We start from the raw sequence: 26,326 nt of genomic DNA, 5'->3' as shown, positions 1-26,326 counted from the left end.
TGCTTCCTTACCGGTGGGGATTAGGCGACGGCGTCCTGCAGACGGGCCGCCTGCTTGTCCTTCAGCGGGCCGATGACCGACAGCGAGGGCCGTCGTCCCAGGACATCGCGGGCGACCGAACGGACGTCGTCGGGTGTCACCGAGGCTATCCGGGCCAGCATGTCGTCGACGGACATCTGCTCGCCCCAGCACAGCTCGCTCTTGCCGATACGGTTCATCAGCGCGCCCGTGTCCTCCAATCCGAGGACCGTGGAGCCCTGGAGCTGGCCGATGGCGCGGCGGAGCTCGTCGTCGGTGAGGCCGTGCTCGGCGACGTGGTCGAGTTCGTCGCGGCAGATCTTCAGCACGTCGTGCACCTGGGACGGGCGGCAGCCCGCGTACACGCCGAACAGGCCGCAGTCGGCGAAGCCGGAGGTGTACGAGTACACGCTGTAGGCCAGGCCGCGCTTCTCGCGGACCTCCTGGAAGAGCCGGGACGACATGCCGCCGCCGAGCGCCGTGTTGAGCACGCCCAGCGCCCAGCGGCGCTCGTCGGTGCGGGACAGGCCCGGCATGCCGAGGACGATGTGCGCCTGCTCGGTCCTGCGGTCGACCACCTCGACACGGCCCGCGGTGCGCACGGTGCGGCTGCCGCCGCGCGGGGCGACCGGCCGGGCGTCGGCGTCCTTGAAGGCCCCGGCCCTCTCGAAGGCCGCGCGGACCTGGCGTACGACCTTGGTGTGGTCGATGTTGCCGGCGCAGGCGACCACCAGGTGGGTCGGGTCGTAGTGCTTCTTGTAGAAGCGACGGATGCGGTCGGCGGTGAGGGCGTTGACCGTGTCGACCGTGCCGAGGACCGGGCGGCCGAGCGGGGTGTCCCCGAACATCGTCTGCGCGAACAGGTCGTGCACGCAGTCGCCCGGGTCGTCCTCGGTCATCGCGATCTCTTCGAGGATCGCGCCGCGCTCGACGTCGACGTCCTCCTCCAGGATCAGGGAGTCGGTCAGCATGTCGCAGACGACGTCGATGGCGAGCGGCAGGTCGGTGTCGAGCACGCGCGCGTAGTAGCACGTGTACTCCTTGGCCGTGAAGGCGTTCATCTCGCCGCCGACCGCGTCGATGGCGGAGGAGATGTCCAGGGCGGACCTGCTGCTCGTGCCCTTGAAGAGCAGGTGCTCCAGGTAGTGCGTGGCGCCGTTGAGGGCCGGGGTCTCGTCGCGGGAGCCGACGTGCGCCCAGATGCCGAAGGTGGCGGAGCGGACCGAGGGCAGGGTCTCGGTGACGATGCGCAGGCCACCGGGGAGGGTGGTCTTGCGGACGGTGCCGATACCGCCTGCGCCCTTGATCAGGGTTTGGGTACGGGCGACGGCCCGCGCCTCCGAAGAGGTGCGGGCCGTCGCCTGGGAGCTACGCGACGTCACTGGTCGGCGTCGTCCTTCTTCTCGTCCGTGGAGCCTTCCTCGCCCTCGATCACGGGAACGAGGGAGAGCTTGCCGCGGGAGTCGATCTCGGCGATCTCGACCTGGACCTTCTGGCCCACGCCGAGCACGTCCTCGACGTTCTCCACGCGCTTGCCGCCGGCCAGCTTGCGGATCTGCGAGATGTGCAGCAGACCGTCCTTGCCCGGCATCAGGGAGACGAACGCACCGAAGGTGGTCGTCTTCACGACCGTGCCGAGGTAGCGCTCGCCGACCTCTGGCATGGTCGGGTTGGCGATCGAGTTGATCGCCGTACGGGCGGCCTCCGCCGAGGGACCGTCGGCGGCACCGATGTAGATGGTGCCGTCGTCCTCGATGGTGATCTCGGCGCCCGTGTCCTCCTGGATCTGGTTGATCATCTTGCCCTTGGGGCCGATGACCTCGCCGATCTTGTCGACCGGGATCTTGACGGTGATGATCCGCGGGGCGTGCGGGGACATCTCGTCGGGCCGGTCGATGGCCTCCATCATCACGTCGAGGATGTGCAGGCGGGCGTCGCGGGCCTGCTTCAGGGCCGCGGCCAGGACGGAGGCCGGGATGCCGTCCAGCTTGGTGTCGAGCTGGAGGGCGGTGACGAAGTCCTTGGTGCCGGCGACCTTGAAGTCCATGTCGCCGAAGGCGTCCTCCGCACCGAGGATGTCGGTGAGGGTGACGTAGTGCGTCTCGCCGTCGATCTCCTGGGAGATCAGGCCCATGGCGATACCGGCGACCGGGGCCTTCAGCGGCACACCGGCGTTCAGCAGCGACATGGTGGAGGCGCAGACCGAGCCCATGGAGGTCGAGCCGTTCGAGCTGAGCGCCTCGGACACCTGGCGGATCGCGTAGGGGAACTCCTCGCGGGCCGGCAGGACCGGGATCAGGGCGCGCTCGGCGAGGGCGCCGTGGCCGATCTCGCGGCGCTTGGGGGAGCCGACACGGCCGGTCTCGCCGGTGGAGTACGGCGGGAAGTTGTAGTTGTGCATGTAGCGCTTGCGGGTCACCGGCGAGAGGGTGTCCAGCTGCTGCTCCATGCGGAGCATGTTCAGGGTGGTGACGCCCAGGATCTGGGTCTCGCCACGCTCGAACACGGCGGAACCGTGCACCCGCGGGATCGCCTCGACCTCGGCGGCCAGCGTACGGATGTCCGTGACGCCACGGCCGTCGATGCGCTTCTTCTCCTTGATCACGCGCTCGCGGACCAGCTGCTTGGTGAGCGAGCGGTACGCGGCGGAGATCTCCTTCTCGCGGCCCTCGAACTCCGGCAGGAGCTTCTCGGCGGCGAGCTGCTTGACGCGGTCCAGCTCGGCCTCGCGCTCCTGCTTGCCGGCGATGGTGAGCGCCTGGGCGAGCTCGGGCTTGACGGCGGCGGTCAGCGCCTCGAACACGTCGTCCTGGTAGTCCAGGAAGATCGGGAACTCGCCGACCGGCTTGGCGGCCTTGGAGGCGAGGTCCGACTGGGCCCTGCAGAGCACCTTGATGAAGGGCTTCGCGGCCTCCAGACCGGCGGCGACGACCTCCTCGGTGGGCGCCTCGGCGCCGCCCTCGATGAGCTTGATCGTCTTCTCGGTGGCCTCGGCCTCGACCATCATGATCGCGACATCGCCGTCCTCCAGGACGCGGCCCGCGACGACCATGTCGAAGACGGCGTCCTCGAGCTCGCTGTGCGTCGGGAAGGCCACCCACTGGCCGCGGATCAGCGCGACGCGGACGCCGCCGATCGGGCCGGAGAAGGGCAGGCCGGCCAGCTGCGTGGACGCGGAGGCCGCGTTGATCGCGACGACGTCGTACAGGTGGTCGGGGTTGAGCGCCATGATCGTGGCGACGACCTGGATCTCGTTGCGCAGGCCCTTCTTGAAGGACGGGCGCAGCGGGCGGTCGATCAGGCGGCAGGTGAGGATCGCGTCCTCGCTCGGCCGGCCCTCACGGCGGAAGAAGCTGCCGGGGATCTTGCCGGCGGCGTACATCCGCTCCTCGACGTCCACCGTGAGCGGGAAGAAGTCGAGCTGGTCCTTGGGCTGCTTGGATGCGGTGGTGGCCGACAGCACCATGGTGTCGTCGTCCAGGTAGGCCACGGCGGAGCCGGCGGCCTGCTTGGCCAGGCGGCCCGTCTCGAAGCGGATGGTGCGGGTGCCGAAGGCGCCGTTGTCGATGACGGCCTCGGCGTAGTGGGTCTCGTTCTCCACTAGCGTCTTCTCCTCGTCTTCGTCCCTCCTCGCCCGTGTGGCGGGGGGACGGTGGCGGAGAAGCGCGCCGTGCTGTGCGGGCCGGTCTTCGATCGAAGCACCCGGGGCTCGTGCCCGGGCGCCACTACCGAGGACCGGCGGCGGCGAGGTGCGCTTCTCCTCGTTCTTTCGTCGTTCTGTCGTCGTCCGTGACGGCCGTCCGTGATGATCGCCGTGGTGGCGGTCGCCGCGTGGCGGTCGTCGTGGCTCACCGTCGTGGTGACGGTCGTCTTGTCGTGCGTGTTGCCGTTCGTGTGACGACGTACCCGGTTTTCGCCCGGGTCATCACACTGAGTCGTGCCTCTTGCGTTGTGCTACCACACTACAAAGCGTCAGTGACACTCCGCACGTACAGCAAAGGGAGCGGTCCCCCTTTCCCCAGGGAACCGCTCCCTTCACGGCGTCTTACTTGGCGCCCGCCGCGCCGCGGCGGATGCCGAGGCGGTCGACCAGCGTACGGAAACGCTGGATGTCCTTCTTGGCGAGGTACTGCAGCAGGCGGCGGCGCTGACCGACCAGGATCAGCAGACCACGGCGGGAGTGGTGGTCGTGCTTGTGGGTCTTGAGGTGCTCGGTCAGGTCGGAGATCCGACGGGACAGCAGAGCGACCTGGACCTCGGGGGAGCCGGTGTCACCCTCCTTGGTACCGAACTCGGCGATGATCTGCTTCTTCGTAGCGGCGTCGAGCGACACGCGTACTCCTCATAGTCTGTGAGTGGCCACCGAGTGCCCCCGGTCTTCTTCTCGGGGGAGCTTCCGCAACTCGGGAGGCGGGGATCCGCTGGGCGCGGCCTCCAGAGCGGTGGGCTCCGGGGGTGCGTACACAAACGGCCGTCACTCAGGGTACCAGGCAGTGGCGGGCGTCCTGACCCCGGTCGCCGGAACCGCCCAGGTCGGGCGGACCGCCCCACTAGGGTGAGCGCTCGGACCGCTCGCAGGGCGGGGAAGTCCGCACTGCAGGGACGTCCCGCACTGGGGAGAAGACGAGAGAAGAGGTCGCTGCGGCATGGCGGAGACGGCAGAGGAGATCAAGGCCCGCAAGGAGCGGGAGCGGGACGAGCTGTACGCGCTCGACATCTCCGGTGTGGAGTGGCACTGCGCGCCCGGTACGGAGGACCACGAGGAGCGCGTCGAGATCGCCTACCTCCCCGGCGGGGCCGTGGCCATGCGGTCCTCCCTGGACCCGGACACCGTGCTGCGGTACACGGAGGCCGAGTGGAGGGCGTTCGTGCTGGGGGCGCGGGACGGGGAGTTCGATCTGGAGCCGGCGCCGGGGGACGGGGACCCTGCCTCCGGGTGAGGCGTGTGCGAGGGGCGGCACGCGCGTGCCGCCCCTTCCCCGAGGCCGGTGGCCACGTGGTCAGTGTGCGAGTCCGGCGCTCCCGTAGCCGATCACCATGAGCACCGAAGCCTTGGGGTCCTCCTCGTCGCGGGCCAGTTCGCGCCGGGCGAAGAACACCCGGCCCTGCTCCACGACGATGTCCGACTGCTCCGGGTCGCTGAGGTCGAACTCGTCGTCCTCCGGGAGCGTGAAGAGGAGGTAGGGGGTCTCCTTGTCCGTGCGGGGGTTCCAGCTCACCACGGCCGCCGGTGTGAGGACACCGGCCCGCCGGTAGATCAGCAGGTCGTCGCCGCTCATGCGCAGCGGGTGGACCATCTGGAGCCATCGGCCCTCGAACTTGCCCTGCGTCCTGCCGGTCTTGAGGTCGAACGCCACGATCCAGTTCGACGGCTGGTTGATGGCGATGTTCTCCTTGCTGGTGACGTAGGCCTGGGTGCGTCCCACGACCATCCCGTCACAGTTCTCCACCACGCCGAAGAAGCTCGAGGAGAAGTTGCGGGTGCCGCACTTGGCTTCGTAGCCGTCGAGGGAGATGGTGGCACGGTGCTTGCCCCGGCCGTCCAGCGTGATCAGATCGGTCACCATGCTGTCCCCCGCCGCGACGGCGAGCACCGGCGGCTCGGACGAGGGCAGGTAGACGGCCTGGACGCCGCGCGCGACCCGGTACGTCCACTGCGGCTTGCCGGTGCGGGGGTCGAGACGCTGCACACGGTAGGTGACGTCCGGCCGTTGACCGCACACCTGCAGGGCGAGCAGTGCACGTCCGCCGGCGAATCCCTGGTCCGCGCACTGGGCGGCGCTCGTGCCGTTCCAGAGCTGCTTGCCGTCCTTCATGTCGTACGCCACCGAGCCGCTGCCCCAGGCGATGGCGACCACACCCTTAGCGAGGGTCAGGTTGGTGTTCGTCACGTACGCGGAGCCGGCCTCGGGCATCTTCTTCTGCCACAACTTCTTGCCGGTGTTCAGGTCGAAGAAGACCACCTGGTCGCAGACGCCCTTCTTCGCTGTTCCCTCAGGGCGGGGAGGCTGGATGACGACGGCGGTACGGCCGTCCGCGGTGACGTGTCTGCTGGTGGCGCAGATGTGGCCGCCCAGCTCGAGGGTCCAGGCTTTCTCGTCGTACTTCGGGGTGATCTTGTAGCCCTCGATGCGGCGGGCGATGCCCTTGGCGAGGATCTTGCCGGTGGCCCAGGTGCCGGGCGCGTAGAGCGGCTGGGTGTCCGTGGCCTTCGGAAGGTCTTTTTCTCCGTGTTCGACGACCGGTTGGCCCTCGGGTGAGGCGGGGCGCTTCTCGACGGTGGCCCTGATGTCGTCCGGGGCCTGCCGGGCGGCGGCCGGCGTTCCCGTGCCCTGTGCCTTCCCGCCGGGCCACAGCAGCCAGCCGCCGACACAGACGGCGACGGCGGTGACGGCCGCGGCGGCTGCGCCGAGCACGCGTCTGCGGCGTCTCTTCCTCGTCTCGTCCGCCGCAAGGGCGGACTGCGTGTACATCGACGGAGCCGGACCGAAACTCACGCTCGGGGAATCCTTTCCAGGGCAGCGACACAACAGGGGGTTCGGGACGGGCGGTTGGCGGGTTCGTCCTCGCCCTGCGCTGTCAGACCGGGCCCCTACTATGCCTGGTGATCGCTGGAGGGGCAGGAGCGGGGCGAGGGGTGACAGCGTGCACCGAACTGCCCTGCGGTGACCGGTTCGTGGACTGTTGTCGCGTGAAAAAGGGTTGTTTCCGGGCGGGTTGTGCCGGTGTCGGCCGGGGTGGAGGGGTGGACGGGACTGACGAGGGCGGGTCAGTGGTGATTAGGCTGGACCCGGGCGCGATGTCGGACACCGTGGAGCGGACGTCGGTGCCCCAGGGGGAGAGCGGGGGAAGCCGGTGGATCGGATGACCTCGGACGACCTCGAGCAGGGTCGGATGGCTTCGGAACCGCGAGGATTTCGGACTTCTTCGGACCACTTCGGACAACAGGCAAGGGTCGCCCCAGCACGGCATGAGGGTGCTCGACCACACCAGGAGGAACTGTGAGCAGCGAGCGGGACGGGAACCGCGGGGGCTGGGCGACACCCGGCGATGACCAGCCCGACGCGGAGTCCGCAGTGGAGACGACGGGCGAGTTCACCATCGACTACGCGCCGCCAGCCTGGTACACGCAGAACGCTTCGGGGAGTTCGGCGGCGTCGGGTGCGGGGGCGTCCGGCGGGGCCGGGGCTACCGGTGGAGCGGGGGCTTCCGGTGGAGCAGCGGCTTCCGGTGGTGGGGCGGGTACGTCCGGTGCGCCCGGGGCCGCTTCGTCGGAGGCCGGTGCTTCTTCGTCCTCCTCCCCCGCCTCTCCTTCCTCCCCCTCCGCTTCGCCTGCCGGCGTGCCGATGCCGCCGCTGCCGGGGCTGACTCCGCCGCCGCACGCCGCGGGTGCCGCGGGGCCGAGCGCGATTCCGGCTCCGGCGCCCGGGGCTCCGTTCACGCCTCCGGCGCCCGCGCCCGCTCCTGGTGTTCCTTTCACGCCTCCCGCGCCCGCCCCGGGTGCGCCCTTCACCCCGCCGGCACCGCCTTCCGGGAGCCCCGTCGCCATGCCCAAGTTGCCGGTGGGCAGCGGGTTCGAGCCGCAGCAGCCGCAGTCGGAGGAGCGGTCCGAGGAGCGGTCCGGAGCGTCCGGGTCGCCTGCCGCGGACACGGCCTCTCCGGCCGCCGTGCCGCACACTCCGGTGGGCGGGTTCCCGGCGCAGTGGACGCCGCCGGCTCCGCCGCAGGCCCCGGCTGCGTCTGAGGCCTCGGCAGCTTCCGAGGCTGCGGCCGGCGCTGAGGCTCCGGCCGGCCCCGGCTCCGAGGAGGCCGAGTCCGGCAGCGGGGATCTGGAGAGCGGCGCCACCATGCGGTTCTCCGCCGTCGCCCTGAAGCGGGAGATCGCGGAGCGGGCCGCGCAGGCCGAGGCACGCCTGGGGGCGGTGGACGATGCGTCCGCCGGCCGTGTGCCCGATGAGGCGGACGCGGGCGCGGACGCCGGCGGCGCTGCGCAGGGTGCCGATGCTCAGGCTTCCGGGGCCGACGGCAGTGGCGCCGAAGGCGCTGAGGAGAGCCCGGACGGCGAGGGGGCGGTCGCCGGCAGCGACGAAGACGCCGCCCGTTCGGCGGACGAAGCCGACGGTCCGGCCGGGGAAGCCGACGGTCCGGCCGGGGAGGCCGACGGTCCGGCCGGGGAGGCCGACGCTGCCGACCCGGTCAATGCTGCCGACGCGGCCGACACTTCCGACGCCGTCGGTGTTTCCGGTTCCGTCGAGGCTGGTGGTGACGGTGAGGCACGCTCCCAGGGAACCGAGGACACCGAGTCGGCGGTGACCGAGCCGCAGGACGCCGTTCCGGCAGCGGCGGTCCGCGAGGACGACGTGTCCGAGGAGGCCTCGCAGGGCGCCGAGCAGACACGCGATGCCGAGCCTGAGGGCGAGGAGCTGCAGGACGCGGAGCCCCAGGACGCGGTCCCTGCGGCCGAGGAGCCCCCGGCCTCCCCGTCGGGCCCGGCGGAGGACGCCCAGCCCGCGACCGAGGCGCCGTCGGACGCCATGCCCGCGGAGGCGTCACCCCCCGACGCCGTCGGGCACACCGGCACGCCGCAGGACGCCGCCCCGGGCGGCACCCCCGCGGCCTGGACTCCCCCGGCCCCGCAGGGCGGTATGCCGCCGCTGCCGCCGTCGTACCAGCCTGCTGCCCCCGCGCCCGCGCACCAGTGGCCCGCACAGCCGCAACAGCAGCCTGACCAGCAGCCTCAGCCACAGCCCCAGCCGCAGGCACAGCCCCAGCCGCAGCCAGCCGCCGCGCAGGACCAGCCGGCGGCACCGGGCCAGCCGTCCGTGCCGCCCCAGCAGCCGCCGTTCCAGCCCCAGGCGCCGCAGCCCGCGCCCGCCGCGTGGAACCCGGCCGCCGCGCCTCCGCCGCAGCACCCGCAGCCCGGCTACGGCTTCCCGCACCCCGGCGCCCCCGCCCCCGGGGCCCCGAACGCACAGCCCGGCTACGGCTTCCCCCACCCCGGAACGCCGACCCCGCCCACCCCCGACGCGCAGGGCGGTTACGGCTTCCCTCACCCCGGCGCCCCCGCCCCTGCCCCCGAACCCCACGCCCAGCCCGCCGCGCCCACTCCCCCGGCCCAGCCGGGCGGTTACGGCTTCCCGCAGCCCCCGGCCCAGCAGCCGCAGGGGCAGGGCGGGCCGCAGCCCGGCGTCCCGCAGCCCGGCATCCCGCAGCAGGGTCAGCCGCAGCCCGCGCACGCCCCGCAGGACGCCCAGCCGCAGCAGCCCGGCCCGCCCCCGGCCGGCCCCCAGCCCGGCTACGGCTACCCGCAGCCCGGGCAGATCCCGCCGCAGGCCCAGCCGCAGCAGCCGGTCGACCCGCGCGCCGGGGCCGCCTGGCCGCAGCCCGTGCGGCACGACCAGCGGCAGCCGACCAACCCCGGGGCCGCGCCGCTGGGGTACACCGCGGCGGTGGAGCTGTCCTCCGACCGGCTGCTCAACAGCAAGAAGCAGAAGGCGAAGAGCAGCCGTCCCGCGGTTGGCGGCGGCCGGTTCAAGCTGGGCGGCAAGAAGGAGGAGGCCGAGCGGCAGCGGAAGCTGGAGCTGATCCGCACGCCGGTGCTCTCGTGCTACCGGATCGCCGTGATCAGCCTCAAGGGCGGTGTCGGCAAGACGACCACGACCACCGCCCTCGGCTCCACACTCGCCAGCGAGCGGCAGGACAAGATCCTCGCGATCGACGCCAACCCGGACGCCGGCACGCTCGGCCGCCGGGTGCGCCGGGAGACCGGGGCCACGATCCGCGACCTTGTCCAGGCGATCCCGTACCTGAACTCGTACATGGACATCCGGCGGTTCACGTCCCAGGCCCCGTCCGGTCTGGAGATCATCGCCAACGACGTCGACCCGGCGGTGTCCACGACCTTCAACGACGAGGACTACCGGCGCGCGATCGACGTGCTCGGCAAGCAGTACCCGATCATCCTGACCGACTCGGGTACCGGCCTGCTCTACAGCGCCATGCGCGGGGTGCTGGACCTCGCCGACCAGCTCATCATCATCTCGACCCCGTCCGTGGACGGTGCCTCCAGCGCCAGTACGACGCTGGACTGGCTGTCCGCGCACGGGTACCAGGACCTGGTCGCCCGGTCCATCACCGTCATCTCCGGGGTGCGCGAGACCGGCAAGATGATCAAGGTCGAGGACATCGTGGCGCACTTCGAGACCCGCTGCCGGGGCGTCATCGTCGTGCCCTTCGACGAGCACCTGGCCGCCGGTGCCGAGGTCGACCTCGACATGATGCGGCCGAAGGTGCGGGAGGCGTACTTCAACCTCGCGGCGATGGTCGCCGAGGACTTCACGCGTCACCAGCAGGCGCACGGCCTGTGGACCTCGGACGGCAACCCGCCGCCGGTGGCCGCCCCGCCGCTGCCGGGCCAGCCCCTGCCGGGTCAGCCGCCGGCTCCCGGGCAGCAGTTCCCGGGCCAGCCGGGCGCCTACCCGCAGCAGCCGCAGCCCCAGCCCCAGCCCCAACCGGGACAGCCGTACGCCCAGCCGGGACAGCCGTACGCCCCCGGCCAGCCGTACGCGCAGCCAGGACAGCCGGGACAGCCGGGCTACCCCGCCCAGCCGGGGCACCCCGCGCCGCACGGTCAGCCCCCGGCCCAGCCCGGCCAGCCGTACCCGCAGGCCCCGGCCCAGCCGTACCCGCAGCCAGGCCGGCCACACCCCCCGCAGCAGGGTCAGCCGTACCCGCAGCCCGGCCACCCCGGCCAGGCCCCCACGGCCCCGCCGCCCGGTTACGGCTATCCGCAGCCCGGGCAGCCGGACGGCCAGACCCCGCCGCCTGCGCAGCAGTAACCCGGCGCCGCTGCGGCCCCCGTCACCCGATCGGCCCCTTTCGAGGGGCCGATCTTCTTTCCGGCCCGCCCCCTCCTCCTCAGGGGGCGGGCCCGCGCGTGCGGAGGGCGGAAAACCCGTCGTCAGGCGCTGACCAGCAGGGCGTCAGCGGTCTCGACCAATGGTCGGAAAATGCTTGCCGTTTCGACGTTTTCGCAGGCCACACGGGGTGCGCGTGCCGTTGACGCGCGCAGAGGGCGCTGAGACACTCATCAGCCATCTGACGCCTGATCAGACCGTGCCACCCGTCCATCCCGTGCGAGCGACGACGCGAGGTCACCGAGCCATGGACACCACGACACGCAAGCTCCCGGGCCGGGTGCGGCTCGCCGCCGCGGCCGGAGCCGCCGCGCTCACCCTCACCGCCTCCCTCGCAACCCCGCTCGACCCGGCGCCGCGGCAGGCCCAGGCGGCCGACGGCAAGAAGGTGCTGACCGTGGCGGTGGCGCAGAGCGTGGACTCGCTGAGCCCGTTCCTCGCGGTACGGCTGCTCAGTACGAGCATCCACCGGCTCACCTACGAGTACCTGACCGGCTACGACCCGAAGGACAACCGCGTCGTCCCGGGCCTGGCCACCCGCTGGCAGTCGTCGCCGGACAAGCTGACCTGGACGTACACGATCCGTTCCGACTCCACATGGTCGGACGGGAAGAAGGTCACCGCCGAGGACGCGGCCTGGACGTTCACCACGATGATGACCGACGAGGGCGCGGCCACCGCCAACGGCAGCTTCGTCGCCAACTTCCGGAAGGTCACCGCGCCCAGCCCCACCGAGCTGGTCATCGAGCTGAAGAAGCCGCAGGCCACGATGACGGCGCTGGACGTGCCGATCGTGCCGAAGCACGTGTGGGAGAAGGTCGGCGACTTCTCGGAGTTCAACAACGACAAGAAGTTCCCGGTGGTCGGCAACGGGCCGTTCGTCCTCACCGGCTACAAGGCCGACAGCTACGTACGCCTGAAGGCGAACAAGGACTTCTGGCGCGGCGCCCCGAAGTTCGACGAGCTGGTCTTCCGCTACTACAAGGACCAGGACGCGGCCGTCTCCGCGCTGCGCAAGGGCGAGGTCTCCTTCGTCGCCGGACAGCCCGCCCTGACGCCCGCCCAGGCCGCCTCCCTGAAGGGCGAGAAGAACATCCGCGTCAACGACGCCCCGGGCCGGCGCTTCTACGCCCTGGCCACCAACCCGGGGGCGAAGGCGAGGAACGGGCAGAAGTTCGGTGACGGGCACCCGTCCCTGCTGGACCAGCGGGTGCGGCACGCCCTGTTCATGGCCGTGGACCGGAAGACCATCGTCGACAAGGTGTTCCAGGGGCACGCCGTCGAGGGACAGGGCTACCTCCCGCCGCGCTTCGCGCCGTACTTCTGGAAGCCGTCCCCCGAGCAGGAACTGGCGTACGACCCGGCGAAGGCGGCCCGGCTGCTCGACCAGGCGGGTTACCGGAAGAACGGCGACGGCAGGCGGGTCGGCAAGGACGGCAGGCCGATCACCTACCGCGTGCTGTGCCACGCCACCGACCCGAACGACAAGGCGGTCGGCAAGTACCTCCAGGAATGGTGGGGCGCGCTCGGCATCGGCGTCCGGCTCGACTGCCTGGACAACGTGACCGACCCCTGGCTCGCCGGGAAGTACGACCTGGCGTTCGACGGCTGGTCGGTCAACCCGGACCCCGACTTCGTGCTGTCCATCCACACCTGCGCGGCGCTCCCGGCGACCCCGAAGGACACCGGCGCGACCGACAACTTCATCTGCGACAAGCGCTACGACGAGCTCTACGCCCGTCAGCTGGCCGAGTACGACCCCGCCAAACGGGCGGCGATCGTGAAGCAGATGGAGTCGCGGCTGTACGACCTCGGGTACATGAACGTCATGGCGTACCCGAACGCGGTCGAGGCCTACCGCACGGACCAGATCGAGTCGGTCACCACCATGCCGGCGAAGGCGGGCAACATCTACGGGCAGGACGGCTACTGGAGCTGGTGGTCGGCGGTGCCGGCCGAGTCCGGGGAGTCCTCGGACAGCTCCACGGGGGTCGTGGTGGGGATCGTCGCGGGTGTCGCCGTGCTCGCGGGCCTCGGGGTGTGGGTGGCGCTGCGGCGGCGGGCCACCGCCGAGGACCGGGAGTAGGCGGGAGCACGCATGCAGCCACACGCAGGCCTGAACGCGCGATCGGGGGCGTATGACCGCTGAGGCGACCCCCGCGCTGGTCGAGACGTCGGAGCCGGCCCGGACCCGGGCCCGGGGCGGCGCCGCGTACCTGAGGTACGTGGCGGGCAAGGTGGCCGGGGCGGCGGTGTCGCTGCTGGCGGTCCTGGTCACCAGTTTCTTCCTCTTCCGGCTGATCCCCGGCGACCCGGTGAAGACCATGACCGGCGGACGCCAGGTGTCCCAGGAGCAACTGGCCGCCTACCGCAGGGAGTTCGGACTGGACCTGCCGTTGTGGCGGCAGTTCACCGACTACTGCGGCAAGGCGCTCACCGGCGACTTCGGCACGTCATACCAGTTCCGCACCCCGGTGGTCGACAAGATCACCGAGGCGCTGCCGAACACGCTCCTGCTCACCGGGACCGCCTTCGTCCTCTACACCGCCCTCGGCATCCTCCTGGGCACCCGCTCGGCGTGGCGGCACGGCCGGCCGGGCGACCGGGTGCACACCGGCCTGGCGCTGACCCTGTACTCCGTGCCGTCGTTCTGGCTGGGCCTGCTGCTGATCATCACGCTGGCGGTGGGCATCGGGCCGGTGCCGGGGCTGTTCCCCACCGGCGGCATGGAGTCGGGCGGCAAGGAGGGCCTGGCGTACGCGGTCGACGTCGCCCACCATCTGGTGCTGCCGGTGGTGACGCTGGTGGCCGTGGAGTACGGGCAGACGCTGCTGGTCGCCCGGTCGGCGCTGCTGGACGAGATGGGCAGCGACTATCTGACCACCGCGCGGGCCAAGGGGCTGCGCGACGACCTGGTGCGGCGCCGACACGCCGTGCCCAACGCGCTGCTGCCGACCGTCACGCTGATCTTCATCAACCTCGGGCGGACCGTCGCGGGCGTGATCCTGGTGGAGACGGTGTTCTCCTGGCCGGGGCTGGGCGGGCTGTTCTACCAGGCCCTCAGCGTGCCCGACCTGCCGCTGGTGCAGGGGCTGTTCTTCGTGTTCGCCGCCGCGGTGATCGTGATGAACACGCTCGCCGACCTGATCTATCCGCTGCTCGATCCCCGGGTGGGCCGATGACGACGACTTCCGCGGCACCGGGCCCACGGGCGCTGGCCCGGCAGCGGCGCCGGGCCTCCGCCCTGCGGTTCTGGCGGCAGTACCGCACCCACCGGGCGGGGCTGTTCGGGCTGGGCGCGCTGGTGCTGTGCGCCGTGCTGGCGCTGGCCGCGCCGCTGCTGGCCGGCCCGGACGTGGCCAGTGTGACGGGCGCGCCGGGCCGGCCGCTGGAGAGCCCGAGCGCGCGGTTCCCGTTCGGGACGGACCAGTTCGGGCGGAACCTGCTCGGCCTGGTGATCTGGGGAGCCCGCGTCTCGCTGCTGGTCGGGCTGCTGGCGGCCGTGCTGTCGGTGGCGATCGGCACGCTCATCGGGGTGACGGCGGGGCACTTCCGGGGCTGGTACGCGACCGTGATGATGCGGGTCACCGACTGGTTCCTGGTGATGCCGACGCTGGTGCTGGCGATCGCCCTGGCCACCGTGATGTCCCGGTCGCTGACCACGATCGTCGTGGCGATCGGCGTGACGACCTGGCCGACCACGGCCCGGCTGGTGCGGGCCCAGACGCTGGCGGTGGAGACCCGGCCGTACATCGAGCGCGCCAGGGCGCTGGGCGGTGGGCACTGGCACATCATGTCCCGGCACGTCCTGCCGAACGTCATGCCGCTGGTGCTGGCGCAGACCACGCTGATCATCTCCTCGGCCATCCTGGCGGAGGCCACGCTCGCCTTCCTGGGCCTCGGCGATCCGACGGTCGTCTCCTGGGGCGGGCTGCTCCAGGACGCCCGGGAGGCCGGGGCGGTCAGCGCCGGTGACTGGTGGTACCTGGTGCCGCCCGGGGTCGCCATCGCCGTCGTCGCGCTGGCGTTCACGCTGTGCGGACGGGCCGTGGAGTCGGTCCTCAACCCCAGGCTGGGGGTGGCGCGGTGAGTCTGCTCGAGGTCCGGGACCTGACGGTGACGTACGCCGGCGGGGCGGCCGCCGTACGCGGGGTGACTCTGCGGCTGGCGGCGGGCCGGAAGCTGGGGATCGCCGGGGAGTCCGGCTGCGGCAAGTCCACCCTGGCGCTGGCGCTGCTGCGGCTGCTGCCGGCCGGAACGCGGATCACCGGCGGGATCCTGCTGGACGGCGAGGACGTCCTGACGATGAAGTGGGGCCGGGTGAGGGCCGTGCGCTGGGCGGGGGCGTCGATCGTCTTCCAGGGCGCGATGCACTCCCTAAACCCCGTGCACCGCGTCGGCGACCAGATCGCCGAGCCGATCCTGCTGCACCGCAAGGCCACCCCGGCCGGCGCCAAGCGCAGGACCGGCGAGTTGCTGGAGCACGTCGGTCTCCCGGCGGCCCGCGCGGACGCCTACCCGCACGAGCTGTCCGGCGGGCAGCGCCAGCGCGTCATGATCGCCATGGCGCTGGCCTGCGACCCGCGCCTGATCATCGCCGACGAACCGACCACCGCGCTCGACGTGATGATCCAGGCCCAGATCCTGCGCCTGATCGAGCAGCTCGTGGCCGAGCAGGACCTGGGCCTGATCATGATCAGCCATGACCTCGCGGTGCTCGCCGACACCTGCGACCGGCTGGCGGTGATGTACGCGGGCCGGGTGGTCGAGGAGGGCCCGGCCGGGCAGGTGTACGAGGATCCGCGGCACCCGTACGCCCGGGCCCTGTCGGCCGCGTTCCCGCGCATCGGCGATCCGGCCTCGCGGTTCGCGCCGCGCGGCCTGCCGGGCGACCCGCCCGACCCGGCGGCGCTGCCGACCGGCTGTACGTTCCATCCGCGCTGCCCGGTGGCGCTGCCGTCGTGCTCCGTGCGGGACCCGCTGCTGTTGACGGCGGGGCCCGGGCGGCGGGCGGCCTGTGTGCATGTGGACGGCACGGCCGCGGAGCCCCTGGAGGAAGCGAGGCCCACCAGCCCATGACGACACCCCCCGCGCCCCTGCTCAGCGCCCAGGACCTGTACGTCACCTTCCCGGGCCGGCACGGCGCGCCCCGGGCCCGTGCCGTGGACGGGGTCGAGCTGGACATCCGGCCCGGCGAGATCGTCGCCCTGGTCGGCGAGTCCGGCTGCGGCAAGACGACGCTGGCGCGCTGTCTGCTGGGCCTGGTCGAGCCGACGGCGGGTCAGGTGGTGTTCGACGGCCGGCCGCTGGACTACTCGGGCCGGGCCCTGAAGGCGTACCGCAGGCGGGTGCAGCTGGTCCTGCAGGACCCGAGCGGGTCGCTCAACCCCCGGCACACCGTGTACGACGCCGTGGCCGAGGGCCTGCGCATCCACGGCTACGGCGGTGACGAGCGGGCCGCGGTCGCCGGGGCGCTGGCCCGGGCCGGGCTCCGGCCCCCGGAGCGGTTCTTCCTGCGCTACCCGCACGAGCTGTCGGGCGGGCAGCGTCAGCGCGTGGTCATCGCAGGTGCCCTCGTCCTGGAGCCCGAACTCCTCGTCGCCGACGAGCCGGTGGCCTCCCTGGACGCCTCGGTGCGCGGGGAGATCCTCGCCCTGCTGCTGCGCCTGCGCACCGAGCTCGGACTGTCCGCGCTGGTCGTCACGCACGACCTGGGGCTGGCCTGGAACATCGCCGACCGGGTGGCGGTGATGTACCTGGGGCGGATCGTGGAGACGGGCGAGGTCGAGCAGGTGCTGACGGCGCCCCGGCACCCGTACACCCAGGCGCTGTTGTCGGTCCTGCCGGAGGCCCCGGGTGACCCGGTGGTGCTCACCGGCGAACCCCCGGACCCCTCGCGTGTGCCGTCCGGGTGCCGCTTCCACGCCCGTTGCCACATCCTGGCGAGCGGCCAGGCCGGGCGGGCGGGGGTCGCCGGGGCGTGCCGGGAACAGGACCCGGGCGTCCTCGACGGCACCGCGACGGCCCAGGTGGCGTGCCACTGGGCGCACGCCCGGGACCGGGACCAGGTCGCCGGGGAGCCTGCCTGACGCTGCTCCTAGTCCCGCTTCTCCGCCTCGGCGATCAGCTCCCGGCACCGCTGGACGTCCTCGGTCATCTGCTCCAGCAGCGCCTCGAGGGTGTCGAACCTGGCCTGGCCGCGGACGAAGGCCAGGAAGTCGACGGCCACGTGCAGGCCGTACAGGTCGAGGCCGACGCGGTCGATGGCGTACGCCTCCACCGTGCGCTCGGTGCCGTCGAACTGCGGGTTGGTGCCGACGGAGATGGCGGCCGGCATGGCCTCCCCGGCCGCGTGCAGCCAGCCGGCGTACACGCCGTCGGCCGGGATGGCGGTGTGCGGCAGGGTCTCCACGTTGGCCGTGGGGAAGCCCAGTTCGCGGCCGCGCTGGGCGCCGCGCACGACGATGCCCTCCACGCGGTGCGGGCGGCCCAGGATCTCGGCGGCGCCCCGCACGTCGCCCTCGGCGACCAGGCGCCGGGTCAGCGTGGAGGAGAACGGCTCGCCGCCGCCCGCCTCGCCGGTCACGTACAGGTCGACGACCTCGACCTCGAAGTCGTAGACCGTGCCCTGCTCGGCGAGGAACTCCACGTTGCCGGCCGCCTTGTGGCCGAAGCGGAAGTTGGGCCCCTCGACGACGGCCTTGGCGTGCAGCTTGTCGACGAGGACCTTGACGACGAAGTCGGCCGGGGACAGCTTCGAGAACTCGGTGGTGAAGGGGAGGATCAGGACGGCGTCCACGCCCAGCTCGGCCATGAGTTCGGCGCGGCGGTGGTGCGGGGCGAGCAGCGGCGGGTGGCTGCCGGGGCGCACGACCTCGCTGGGGTGCGGGTCGAAGGTGACGACCACGGCGGGCACGCCCAGCTCGCGGGCCCGGTGCACGGCGTGCCGGATGATCAGCTGGTGTCCGCGGTGCACTCCGTCGTAGGAGCCGATGGTGACGACGCTGCGCCCCCAGTCCTGGGGGATGTCCTCCAAGCCACGCCAGCGCTGCACTGTGTCCGCTCCTCGAACCTGTGTACGTCTCTAGGTTTCCTACGCAGGACCAAGGGTGCCATGCCGGGTGCGTCCGGCCCGCATCGGCATGGGGGTGTGACCGGCCGCACGCATGTCACGGGCGCGGATCAGGCGGGGACTGTGGCGCCGGCCAGGGTCTCGAGCGTCCGGCGGGCGCTGGGTCCGACCAGGGCCGTCCACTCCTGGGGGCTTGCGGCGAGCCAGCCGAGCACGCGGGCGGCGAAGCCGGGCAGGTACCGGGCCAGGTCGACCAGGGCGCGGTCGAAGACGGTGGCGCCGGCCGGGGTGCGCACCAGCAGCAGGCCGGTGCGGTGGACGAGGTCACGCAGCTCGTCGCCGTCGTGCCGGGCGGCGGCGCGCAGGAGGGCGTCCAGGACGGCGGGTTCCTGCTCGCGGGCCAGCAGGTGCTCGCGCAGGTCGCGGCGCAGCGGGCGGGAGCCGGGGGTGCCGGGGTCGCCGAGGACGCCGGCGAGCGCCGCCCGCAGCCCGTCGGGGCCGGCGTCCAGCACTGCCGTGACCAGCGGTTCGAGCAGGGCCCGGGAGGCCGGCCCGTGGTCCAGGCGGCGCTCGACGTACGCGGCGAGGTGCCCGGCGAGGTCCGGCCGGTGCCGCACGGCCTGGGCCAGGACCTCGGCGACCGGCCCGGCCAGGTCGGGCGGGGTGGCGTCGGCGAGCGCGCGCAGCGCCTGCGCGCCGTCCGGTCCGCCCAGCCGGGCCCGGAAGGCCTCGAGGACCGGCCCGGGACGGGCGGTGAGCGCTTCCGCCACCAGACTCGGCGTCAGGTAGGGGTCGCCCGCCGCGAAGCGCTCCAGGGCCCGGCCCAGATACCGGGGCCGGGTCTGCGGATCCCCGGCGAGGAGGGCGAGCGCGCCGCCGTGCAGGGCGTGGTCGCCGGGGCACGTGAGCAGGGTGAGCGCGGCGTGCCGCAGCAGGACGCGGTCGGCTTCGGTGCGCGCGTGCGGGGCGGCGCGCAGCGCGTACACGGTGGCCGTGGCCCGCCGGGCCGGACGCGCGTCGCGGATCCACCGGTCGACGGCCCGGCACAGCGCGGACGGCTCCTCCTCGGCCAGCGCGGTGAGCAGCTCGTCGGCGCGCGGGTGCCCGCTGTCGGCGAGCGCGTCGGTCAGGTCGTCCAGGGCGCGGTGCCGGTGGGTGTGCAGCAGCGCCTGCGCGGCCGTGGCGACGGTGGCGTGTGGGGTGGCGGGCAGCGGCCGTTCGTCGTCGAACCAGCGGATGAGGTGCCGTTGTACGGCGGCGGGCTCGGCGGCGAGCAGGTGGGCGACGGCGTCGAGGTAGCGGGGGCCGGGCTCGCACGGGGGGCCGTCGGCGAGGACGAGGCGGCGCAGCAGCGCGAACCGCGCGTCCGGCGCCACCGGCAGCGCGGTCCAGAAGGCGGGCCCGAACTCCGCCGGTACGGTCCGCTCGCGCCGCCGCCAGGCCACGATCCGGTCGGCGAGCAGCCCCAGCACCCCGAGGTACGGCGCCGCGTCGGGCACCCGCGTCAGGGTCAGGGCGAGCAGCCGGGCGGCCCACCAGGAGCGCGGTTCGGCGTCCAGGGCGTGCACCAGGTCGGCGAGCCGGGAGGAGAGCCGGCCGGTGCCGTGCTGGCGGGCCAGGAGGAGCAGGGCCTCGACGACGGGGCCGATGCGGTGGTGCGGCACGGTTGTGCCCTCGTCCGGGGGTGCGGGGGGGGCGGTGGACGAGGGTGAGCAGCGCGTCGTCGAGGTCGAGGTGCAGGCCCTGGATCCAGTCGGCGAGCTCCTCGTGGGCGAAGCGGTACCCGGTCCCGGCGGGCACGAGCAGGCCCTCCTCCAGCACCGCCGCGGCCCAGCCGGTGCCGCCGCCGAGCCGCGCCGGGGCGGCCTGGGAGGGGAACACCGCCTCGAACGACGCCCCGTCCAGCGCGCCCTGCCCCGGTCCGAGGCTGCGCCGGGCGGCCTCGTGGACCTGCCCGGCCACCTTCGCGGCCAGCCGGCGTACGGCGGTGCCGCGCAGTCCGTTCCCGGCGGCGAGCCGGTTCGCGACGCGCAGGCACATCAGGTCCAGGTAGGCGGAGAAGACGTCGTGCCGGTCGAGTTCGACGCCCGCGTCCCAGGCGTCGCCGAGCGCGGCCCGCACCTCGGCGAGCAGCCGCAGTGTGAGCGGGTGCCGGGCGTCGGGGCCGGCCGGCGCGCCGTCCGGGAGGCCGTACCGGGCGCGGGCTCGGCGTGCCTCGTCCGGGGTGAGGTCGTCGAGGTACACGCACGGGGGAAGACCGTCGGGTCCCGCGGCGTCCTCCCCGCCGTGCAGCGCCTCCGCCGGGAACCCCGCGCCCGCGCTCTCCCAGTACTCCGGCCGGCACGCCACCACCAGGCGCACCCCGGTCTCCCCCAGCCACCGCACGCTCGCCGCGGTCCACGAGGCGATCCGGCGGGCGAGCACGGTCGGCATCTCCTCCGGCCCGTCGAGCACGATCAGCAGGGGGCGGCCCCGTTCGCGGGCGAACCGCGCGAGGCGTTCCGGGGTGGTGTCGCCGAGGCCGGCGGCGCCCTGGGCCCGGGAGCCGGCCACGGCCCGGGCGGCCCCCTCCAGCGCCCGGCCCGCCGCGTCCGCCACCGAGGCATCGTCACCCCGCAGGTCCGCGCCGCGCAGCCACAGCGTGGGGAACCCGTCCTCGCGGCGGCGGGCGGCGAGCGCGGCCAGTTCGGTCGTACGGCCGCTGCCGGGCGCCCCGACGAGCCCGAGGACGAGGGCCGGTCCCGCCGTGAACGCGGCGAACCGAGCCGCCGTCGCGGCCCGTTCGACGACCGCCGCCCCGGCGAGGGGCTGCTCCCGCACGGCCGCGGCGACGGTGAGCTCCAGCACGCCGGCGAGGTTGAGGTCGGCGCCGTACCCGGGGACGGTGGCCGCGTTCTCGGCGAGGAGCGCGGCCAGCGGGCCCTCGGCGAGCGGAGCCGGCCCCGGGCCGCACCGCAGCGGTACGGCGAACCCGGCGTCGCGGTCGCCGGAGCGCAGCGCGGTGCCGAGCACGGCGAGCACGCTGCCGGTCGCGGCGTCGAGCACCGGGCCGCCCGCCGCGCCGCCGCCCGGCCGCAGCGCGTCCCGGCCCGCCGTGCCGATCGCCAGCTCCAGTACGTCGTTCAGGCGGTGCGCGCGGCCCGTGGCCGGGTAGGTCACGGTGGTGCTGCCGAGCACGCGCGCCTCACGCCAGCAGCCGGCGGCGATCCTGACGTACGTGCCCGTCTCCACCCGGTCCCGCACGGTGATGGGCAGGGGGCCGACGCCGAGGTCCTCGCAGCGCACCAGCGCCAGGCCGAGGGCGGGCAGCGCCGTCACCGCCTCGGCGGTCACCACGCACGAGCGGTCCCCGGCTCCGCGCAGGTGCAGCAGGGACAGCCCGTCGACGGCTTCGTGGCTGGTGATCACCGTGCCGCGGCGGTCGGCGACGAAGCCGACGCCCCGGGGCCGTCCGGCGGGATCGTGCAGGCGGACCAGGGCCTGCCCGGACGTGCCCGGGAAGTCCTCGGAACGTCGCTGTGCCTCCAGGGACCGGCTCCGTGACGCCACCGCCGAACCTCCCCGCCGTACCTGCGTGCCCTCGCGTTCGACGGTACGGGCGTGAAGATCAGCGGGACAGATCGTCCTGCCATTGCGCCCCCTTCCGCTCCCCCGGTTCACTCCGAGCGCCCGCACGGACGGGTGACGCAGCGGGGTCGGATGGATACCTCTAGGGGTGGGGGAACCGAGGGGGGACCGTGGAGCGGCGGGTCACGGGGATCCGCCGCTCCACGGGCGGAGGCGTCCGAGCGGCCCGGGCCGGTGCGGCCGTCCGCCGGGCCGGTCAGGTGAAGACGGCGACGCTCTTGGCCTTGCCCCGGTGGTGCTCCACCAGGGCGAGGAAGGTCCCCTCGGGGCCGAAGACGGCCACGGGGCCGGCTCCCGCGTACTCGTCGGGCATCTCCAGCCGTACGCCGTTGGTGAGCAGCCGGGCCCGCCGCTCGTCGACGTCCCAGCGCGGGAACGCGGCCGCGGCCGCCTCGCCGATCGGCATCACGGCCAGCTCCTGCTGGAGCTGGTCCAGAGTCTTGGCGGACTCCAGTTTGTACGGCCCGACGCGGGTGCGGCGCAGCGCGGTGAGGTGACCGCCGACGCCGAGGCCGGCGCCCAGGTCGCGGGCCAGGGCGCGGATGTACGTACCGGACGAGCACACCACCGACACGACCAGGTCGAGCACGGGGGTGCCGTCCTCGGCGACGGCGTCCCGGACGTCGTACACGCCGAAGGAGGAGACGGTGACGGGCCGGGCGGGGATGTCGAACTCCTCGCCGTCGCGGGCCCGCTTGTAGGAGCGCACTCCGTTGATCTTGATGGCGCTGACCTTGGACGGCACCTGCATGATGTCGCCGGTCAGCTTGGCGATGCCGGCGTCGATGGCCTCGCGGGTGACCTTGGAGGCGTCGGTGGAGGAGGTGATCTCCCCCTCGGCGTCGTCGGTGAGCGTGGTCTGCCCGAGCCGGATGGTGCCCAGGTACTCCTTCTCGGTCAGCGCGAGGTGGCCGAGGAGCTTGGTCGCCTTCTCGACGCCGAGCACGAGGACGCCCGTGGCCATCGGGTCGAGCGTGCCGGCGTGCCCGACGCGCCGCGTCTTCGCGATGCCGCGCATCTTGGCGACGACGTCGTGCGAAGTGAAGCCCGACGGCTTGTCGACGATGACAAGGCCGTCGGGCGTGGTGTGCTTGCGGGTCATTCGGCGGTGTCGTCCGTCTCGTCGTCTTCGCTGGGCTTCTTGTACGGGTCGGCGCCACCGGCGTACGTCGCGCCCGCGGAGGCCTCGCGCACCTTGGCGTCGGACTGGCGCGCCTTGTCGAGGAGGTCCTCGATGGTGCGCGCGGTGTCCGGCAGGGCGTCCATGACGAAGGTCAGGGTCGGCGTGAACTTCACGCCCGCCGCGCGGCCCACCTCGGAGCGCAGGATGCCCTTGGCGCTCTCCAGACCGGCGGCGGCCGCCGCCCGCTCCTCGTCGTCCCCGTACACCGTGTAGAAGACGGTCGCCTCCCGCAGGTCGCCCGTCACCCGGGTGTCCGTGATGGTGACGTGCGAACCGAGCCGCGGGTCCTTGATCCCGCGCTGCAGCTTCTGGGCCACCACCTCTCGGATGAGGTCCGCCAGCCTCTTGGCCCGCGCGTTGTCGGCCACGTCCGTCTCCCAACCTTTCCTGTTCTACGTTCACTCAGTCGTCGTCGCCGTGGAAACGGCGTCTGACCGAGAGCAGTTCCACTTCGGGGCGGCCGGCGACCAGCCGTTCGCACCGGTCCAGTACGTCGGTGAGGTGCCCCGCGTCGGCGGAGACCACGGCGAGTCCGATGCCGGCTCGCCGGTGGAGGTCCATGTGATCCACCTCGGCCGCGCTCACCGCGTACTTGCGCTGGAGCTCGGCGACGATCGGGCGGACGACGGAGCGTTTCTCCTTCAGCGACCGCACGTCGCCGAGAAGGAGGTCGAAGGACAGCGTCCCCACGTACATGTGTTGTCCGGATGACCCGCCGGTGCGGGATCGAAGGGCTCTGTAGAACCGTACAGCGCCCTCGCCGGGGGCTCGACCGGGTTTTACGCAGGCGCCCTGTGAGGGGCACTACGGCACGCTGGCCGACGGGAACGGGTCCCGTCGGCCAGCGGCAACCGTGGGCGTTACGCCCGCGGCTTCTCGCGCATCTCGTACGTCGCGATGACGTCGTCGACCTTGATGTCGTTGAAGTTTCCGAGGTTGATACCGCCCTCGAAGCCTTCGCGGATCTCGGTGACGTCGTCCTTGAAGCGACGCAGACCCTCGATGGTGAGGTTCTCCGCGATGACCTTGCCGTCGCGGATGAGGCGTGCCTTGCTGTTGCGGCGCACCTCGCCGGAGCGGATGAGGACACCCGCGATGTTGCCCAGCTTGGACGAGCGGAAGACCTCGCGGATCTCCGCCGTACCGAGCTCGACCTCTTCGTACTCCGGCTTGAGCATGCCCTTCAGGGCCGCCTCGATCTCCTCGATCGCCTGGTAGATGACCGAGTAGTACCGGACGTCCACGCCCTCGCGCTCGGCCATCTGCGCCGCGCGGCCGGCCGCGCGGACGTTGAAGCCGATCACGATGGCGTCGGAGCCCATCGCCAGGTCGATGTCCGACTCGGTGACGGCACCCACGCCGCGGTGCAGGACGCGGATGTCGACCTCCTCGCCGACGTCCAGCTGGAGCAGGGAGGACTCGAGGGCCTCGACGGAACCGGAAGCGTCACCCTTGATGATCAGGTTCAGCTGCTGGACCTCGCCGGCCTTGAGCACCTTGTCCAGGTCCTCCAGGGACACGCGGCGCGTGCGCTTGGCGAAGGCCGCGTTGCGCTCGCGGGCGGCACGCTTCTCCGCGATCTGACGGGCCGTACGGTCCTCGTCGACCACGATGAAGTTGTCGCCGGCGCCCGGGACGTTGGTCAGACCCAGGACCTGGACCGGCATCGACGGGCCGGCCTCGGCCACGTTGTTGCCGTTGTCGTCGAGCATGGCCCGGACCCGGCCGTACGCGTCGCCGACCACCATGGTGTCGCCGACCCGCAGGGTGCCGCGCTGGACCAGGACGGTGGCGACGGCGCCGCGGCCGCGGTCCAGACGGGACTCGATCGCGATGCCCTGCGCGTCCTGGTTCGGGTTGGCCCGCAGGTCGAGCGAGGCGTCGGCGGTCAGGACGACCGCTTCCAGCAGCTCGTCGATGTGCAGGCCCTGCTTGGCGGAGATGTCGACGAACATCGTGTCGCCGCCGTACTCCTCGGCCACCAGGCCGTACTCGGTCAGCTGACCGCGCACCTTGGTCGGGTCCGCGCCCTCGACGTCGATCTTGTTGACCGCGACCACGATCGGCACGTCGGCCGCCTTGGCGTGGTTCAGGGCCTCGACCGTCTGCGGCATCACACCGTCGTTGGCCGCGACCACCAGGATCGCGATGTCCGTCGACTTCGCACCACGGGCACGCATGGCGGTGAACGCCTCGTGACCCGGGGTGTCGATGAAGGTGATCTTCCGCTCTTCGTCGTTGACCTCGGTCGTGACCTGGTAGGCACCGATGTGCTGGGTGATGCCACCGGCCTCGCCCGCGATGACGTTCGTCTTGCGGATGGCGTCGAGCAGGCGGGTCTTACCGTGGTCGACGTGACCCATGACGGTCACCACCGGCGGACGGACGACCAGGTCGTCCTCGGAGCCCTCGTCCTCGCCGAACTCGATGTCGAAGGACTCGAGCAGCTCGCGGTCCTCCTCCTCCGGGCTGACGATCTGAACCGTGTAGTTCATCTCGTCGGCCAGGAGCTGGAGCGTCTCGTCGGAGACGGACTGCGTGGCCGTGACCATCTCGCCGAGGTTCATCATGACCGCGACGAGCGACGCCGGGTTGGCGTTGATCTTCTCCGCGAAGTCGGTGAGCGACGCACCGCGCGACAGGCGAATGGTCTCGCCGTTGCCGCGAGGCAGCATCACGCCGCCGACCGACGGGGCCTGCATGGCCTCGTACTCCTGACGGCGCTGCCGCTTCGACTTGCGGCCGCGGCGCGCGGGACCGCCGGGACGGCCGAAGGCGCCCTGCGTGCCACCACGGCCACCGGGACCGCCGGGACGGCCGCCGAAGCCGGGACGGCCACCGCCGCCGGCGAAGCCGCCGCCACCGCCGCCACCGGGACGGCCGGCGAAACCGCCGCCGCCACCGGGACGGCCGGCGCCACCACCGGGACGGCCGGCGAAGCCGCCGCCGCCCGGACGGCCACCGCCGCCGGGACGACCGGCTCCGGCCGGGCCGCGGCCGCCGGGGCCGCCGCCGGGACGCGGGCCGGCAGCGGGACGCTGCGGCATCATGCCGGGGTTGGGACGCGGGCCGGCAGGACCGCCGCCGGGACGCGGACCGCCCTGCGGACGCGGCATCGAGCCCGGGGTCGGACGCGGACCGCCCGGAGCCTGCGGACGCGGACCGCCGCCCTGGGCGCCGGGCGCCTGCGGACGGGGACCGGCGCCGGGGGCGCCGGGGCCACCCGGACGCGCACCCTGCGGACGGGGCGCCTGCGGACGGGCCATGCCGGTGGAGCCGCCGGAAGTGAAGGGGTTGTTGCCCGGGCGCGGACCGGCCGGACGGGCACCCGGACGCGGCGCCTGGCCGCCGGGCCGCGGAGCGCCGCCCTGGGCGGCGGGACGCTGGCCCTGCTGACCCTGGCCGGGACCACTGGGACGGGCACCGGGCTTGGGGGCACCGGGGCGCGCGCCGGGCTTCGGCGCGGCCGGGGACGGGGCCGACGCAGGCGCGGTGAACTCGGGCGCCGCC

General features: G+C 73.0%; 16 protein-coding genes and 1 pseudogene. 7 read left to right on the top strand and 10 right to left on the bottom strand.

Features of this window, described 5'->3' with window-relative positions; all coding sequences use genetic code 11:
• Positions 1-20: 20 nt before the first annotated feature.
• From AB0K80_RS32960 to rpsO, 3 genes are all read right to left on the bottom strand, one after another.
• The gene (locus AB0K80_RS32960; RefSeq protein WP_365676066.1) at positions 21-1,400 is read right to left on the bottom strand and encodes a pitrilysin family protein; all 1,380 of its coding nucleotides are present in this window, start codon (positions 1,398-1,400) and stop codon (positions 21-23) included.
• Positions 1,397-3,619: a polyribonucleotide nucleotidyltransferase gene (locus AB0K80_RS32955; protein ID WP_365676064.1), complete on the bottom strand. Its 2,223-nt coding sequence runs from the start codon at positions 3,617-3,619 to the stop codon at positions 1,397-1,399. The genes AB0K80_RS32960 and AB0K80_RS32955 overlap by 4 nt, the downstream gene beginning before the upstream one ends.
• A 444-nt stretch (positions 3,620-4,063) precedes the next feature.
• Entirely contained in the window at positions 4,064-4,351 is a 288-nt protein-coding gene (rpsO, locus tag AB0K80_RS32950) for a 30S ribosomal protein S15 (protein WP_030619140.1), read from the bottom strand.
• A gap of 313 nt (positions 4,352-4,664) precedes the next feature.
• Here rpsO and AB0K80_RS32945 point away from each other — a divergent pair, with 313 nt between their 5' ends.
• A complete protein-coding gene (locus tag AB0K80_RS32945; protein ID WP_365676062.1) occupies positions 4,665-4,958 on the top strand; it encodes a DUF397 domain-containing protein in 294 nt (97 codons plus the stop codon).
• Positions 4,959-5,018: 60 nt separating this feature from the next.
• Here AB0K80_RS32945 and AB0K80_RS32940 read toward each other — a convergent pair whose 3' ends face one another.
• Positions 5,019-6,515 carry a PQQ-binding-like beta-propeller repeat protein gene (locus AB0K80_RS32940; protein WP_365676060.1) on the bottom strand — a complete coding sequence of 499 codons (1,497 nt, stop codon included), beginning with the start codon at positions 6,513-6,515 and terminating at the stop codon, positions 5,019-5,021.
• Positions 6,516-7,019: 504 nt separating this feature from the next.
• Here AB0K80_RS32940 and AB0K80_RS32935 point away from each other — a divergent pair.
• The 6 genes from AB0K80_RS32935 to AB0K80_RS32910 all read left to right on the top strand — a co-directional run bounded on the left by AB0K80_RS32935 (position 7,020) and on the right by AB0K80_RS32910 (position 17,023).
• Positions 7,020-10,856 (top strand): SCO5717 family growth-regulating ATPase, encoded by a 3,837-nt coding sequence (locus tag AB0K80_RS32935; RefSeq protein ID WP_365676058.1) that lies wholly within the window; start codon positions 7,020-7,022, stop codon positions 10,854-10,856.
• 325 nt (positions 10,857-11,181) lie between these two features.
• Entirely contained in the window at positions 11,182-13,020 is a 1,839-nt protein-coding gene (locus AB0K80_RS32930; RefSeq protein ID WP_365676056.1) for an ABC transporter substrate-binding protein, read from the top strand.
• A gap of 52 nt (positions 13,021-13,072) precedes the next feature.
• Positions 13,073-14,116, top strand: a complete 1,044-nt coding sequence (locus AB0K80_RS32925) for an ABC transporter permease (RefSeq protein WP_365676054.1) — start codon at positions 13,073-13,075, stop codon at positions 14,114-14,116.
• Complete coding sequence (locus AB0K80_RS32920; protein ID WP_365676052.1) at positions 14,113-15,024, top strand: ABC transporter permease; 912 nt, start codon at positions 14,113-14,115, stop codon at positions 15,022-15,024. The genes AB0K80_RS32925 and AB0K80_RS32920 overlap by 4 nt, the downstream gene beginning before the upstream one ends.
• Positions 15,021-16,013 carry an ABC transporter ATP-binding protein gene (locus AB0K80_RS32915; protein ID WP_365676050.1) on the top strand — a complete coding sequence of 331 codons (993 nt, stop codon included), beginning with the start codon at positions 15,021-15,023 and terminating at the stop codon, positions 16,011-16,013. Before AB0K80_RS32920 ends, AB0K80_RS32915 begins: the two co-directional genes overlap by 4 nt.
• Positions 16,010-17,023: an ABC transporter ATP-binding protein gene (locus AB0K80_RS32910; RefSeq protein WP_365676048.1), complete on the top strand. Its 1,014-nt coding sequence runs from the start codon at positions 16,010-16,012 to the stop codon at positions 17,021-17,023. The genes AB0K80_RS32915 and AB0K80_RS32910 overlap by 4 nt, the downstream gene beginning before the upstream one ends.
• Positions 17,024-17,031: 8 nt before the next feature.
• On the opposite strand, the gene AB0K80_RS32905 is transcribed toward AB0K80_RS32910, so the two are convergent.
• The 6 genes and pseudogenes from AB0K80_RS32905 to infB all read right to left on the bottom strand — a co-directional run.
• On the bottom strand, positions 17,032-17,988 hold the full coding sequence (locus tag AB0K80_RS32905; protein WP_365676046.1) for a bifunctional riboflavin kinase/FAD synthetase: 957 nt from the start codon (positions 17,986-17,988) through the stop codon (positions 17,032-17,034).
• 128 nt (positions 17,989-18,116) lie between these two features.
• Positions 18,117-21,534: pseudogene (locus AB0K80_RS32900) on the bottom strand (trypsin-like peptidase domain-containing protein).
• A gap of 295 nt (positions 21,535-21,829) precedes the next feature.
• A complete protein-coding gene (gene truB, locus AB0K80_RS32895; protein ID WP_365676044.1) occupies positions 21,830-22,735 on the bottom strand; it encodes a tRNA pseudouridine(55) synthase TruB in 906 nt (301 codons plus the stop codon).
• A complete protein-coding gene (rbfA, locus tag AB0K80_RS32890; protein ID WP_365676043.1) occupies positions 22,732-23,184 on the bottom strand; it encodes a 30S ribosome-binding factor RbfA in 453 nt (150 codons plus the stop codon). The genes truB and rbfA overlap by 4 nt, the downstream gene beginning before the upstream one ends.
• A 34-nt stretch (positions 23,185-23,218) precedes the next feature.
• Positions 23,219-23,512, bottom strand: coding sequence for a DUF503 domain-containing protein (locus tag AB0K80_RS32885; RefSeq protein WP_365676041.1), 294 nt, complete (start codon positions 23,510-23,512; stop codon positions 23,219-23,221).
• Positions 23,513-23,676: 164 nt separating this feature from the next.
• Positions 23,677-26,326, bottom strand: a 2,650-nt coding sequence (gene infB / locus AB0K80_RS32880) for a translation initiation factor IF-2 (protein ID WP_365676039.1), incomplete at its 5' end; no start/stop codon positions are given.

It is taken from the genome of Streptomyces sp. NPDC052682, from assembly GCF_040678435.1.
GTDB lineage: Bacteria > Actinomycetota > Actinomycetes > Streptomycetales > Streptomycetaceae > Streptomyces.
This window is presented reverse-complemented; position numbering and strand designations above follow the sequence as displayed.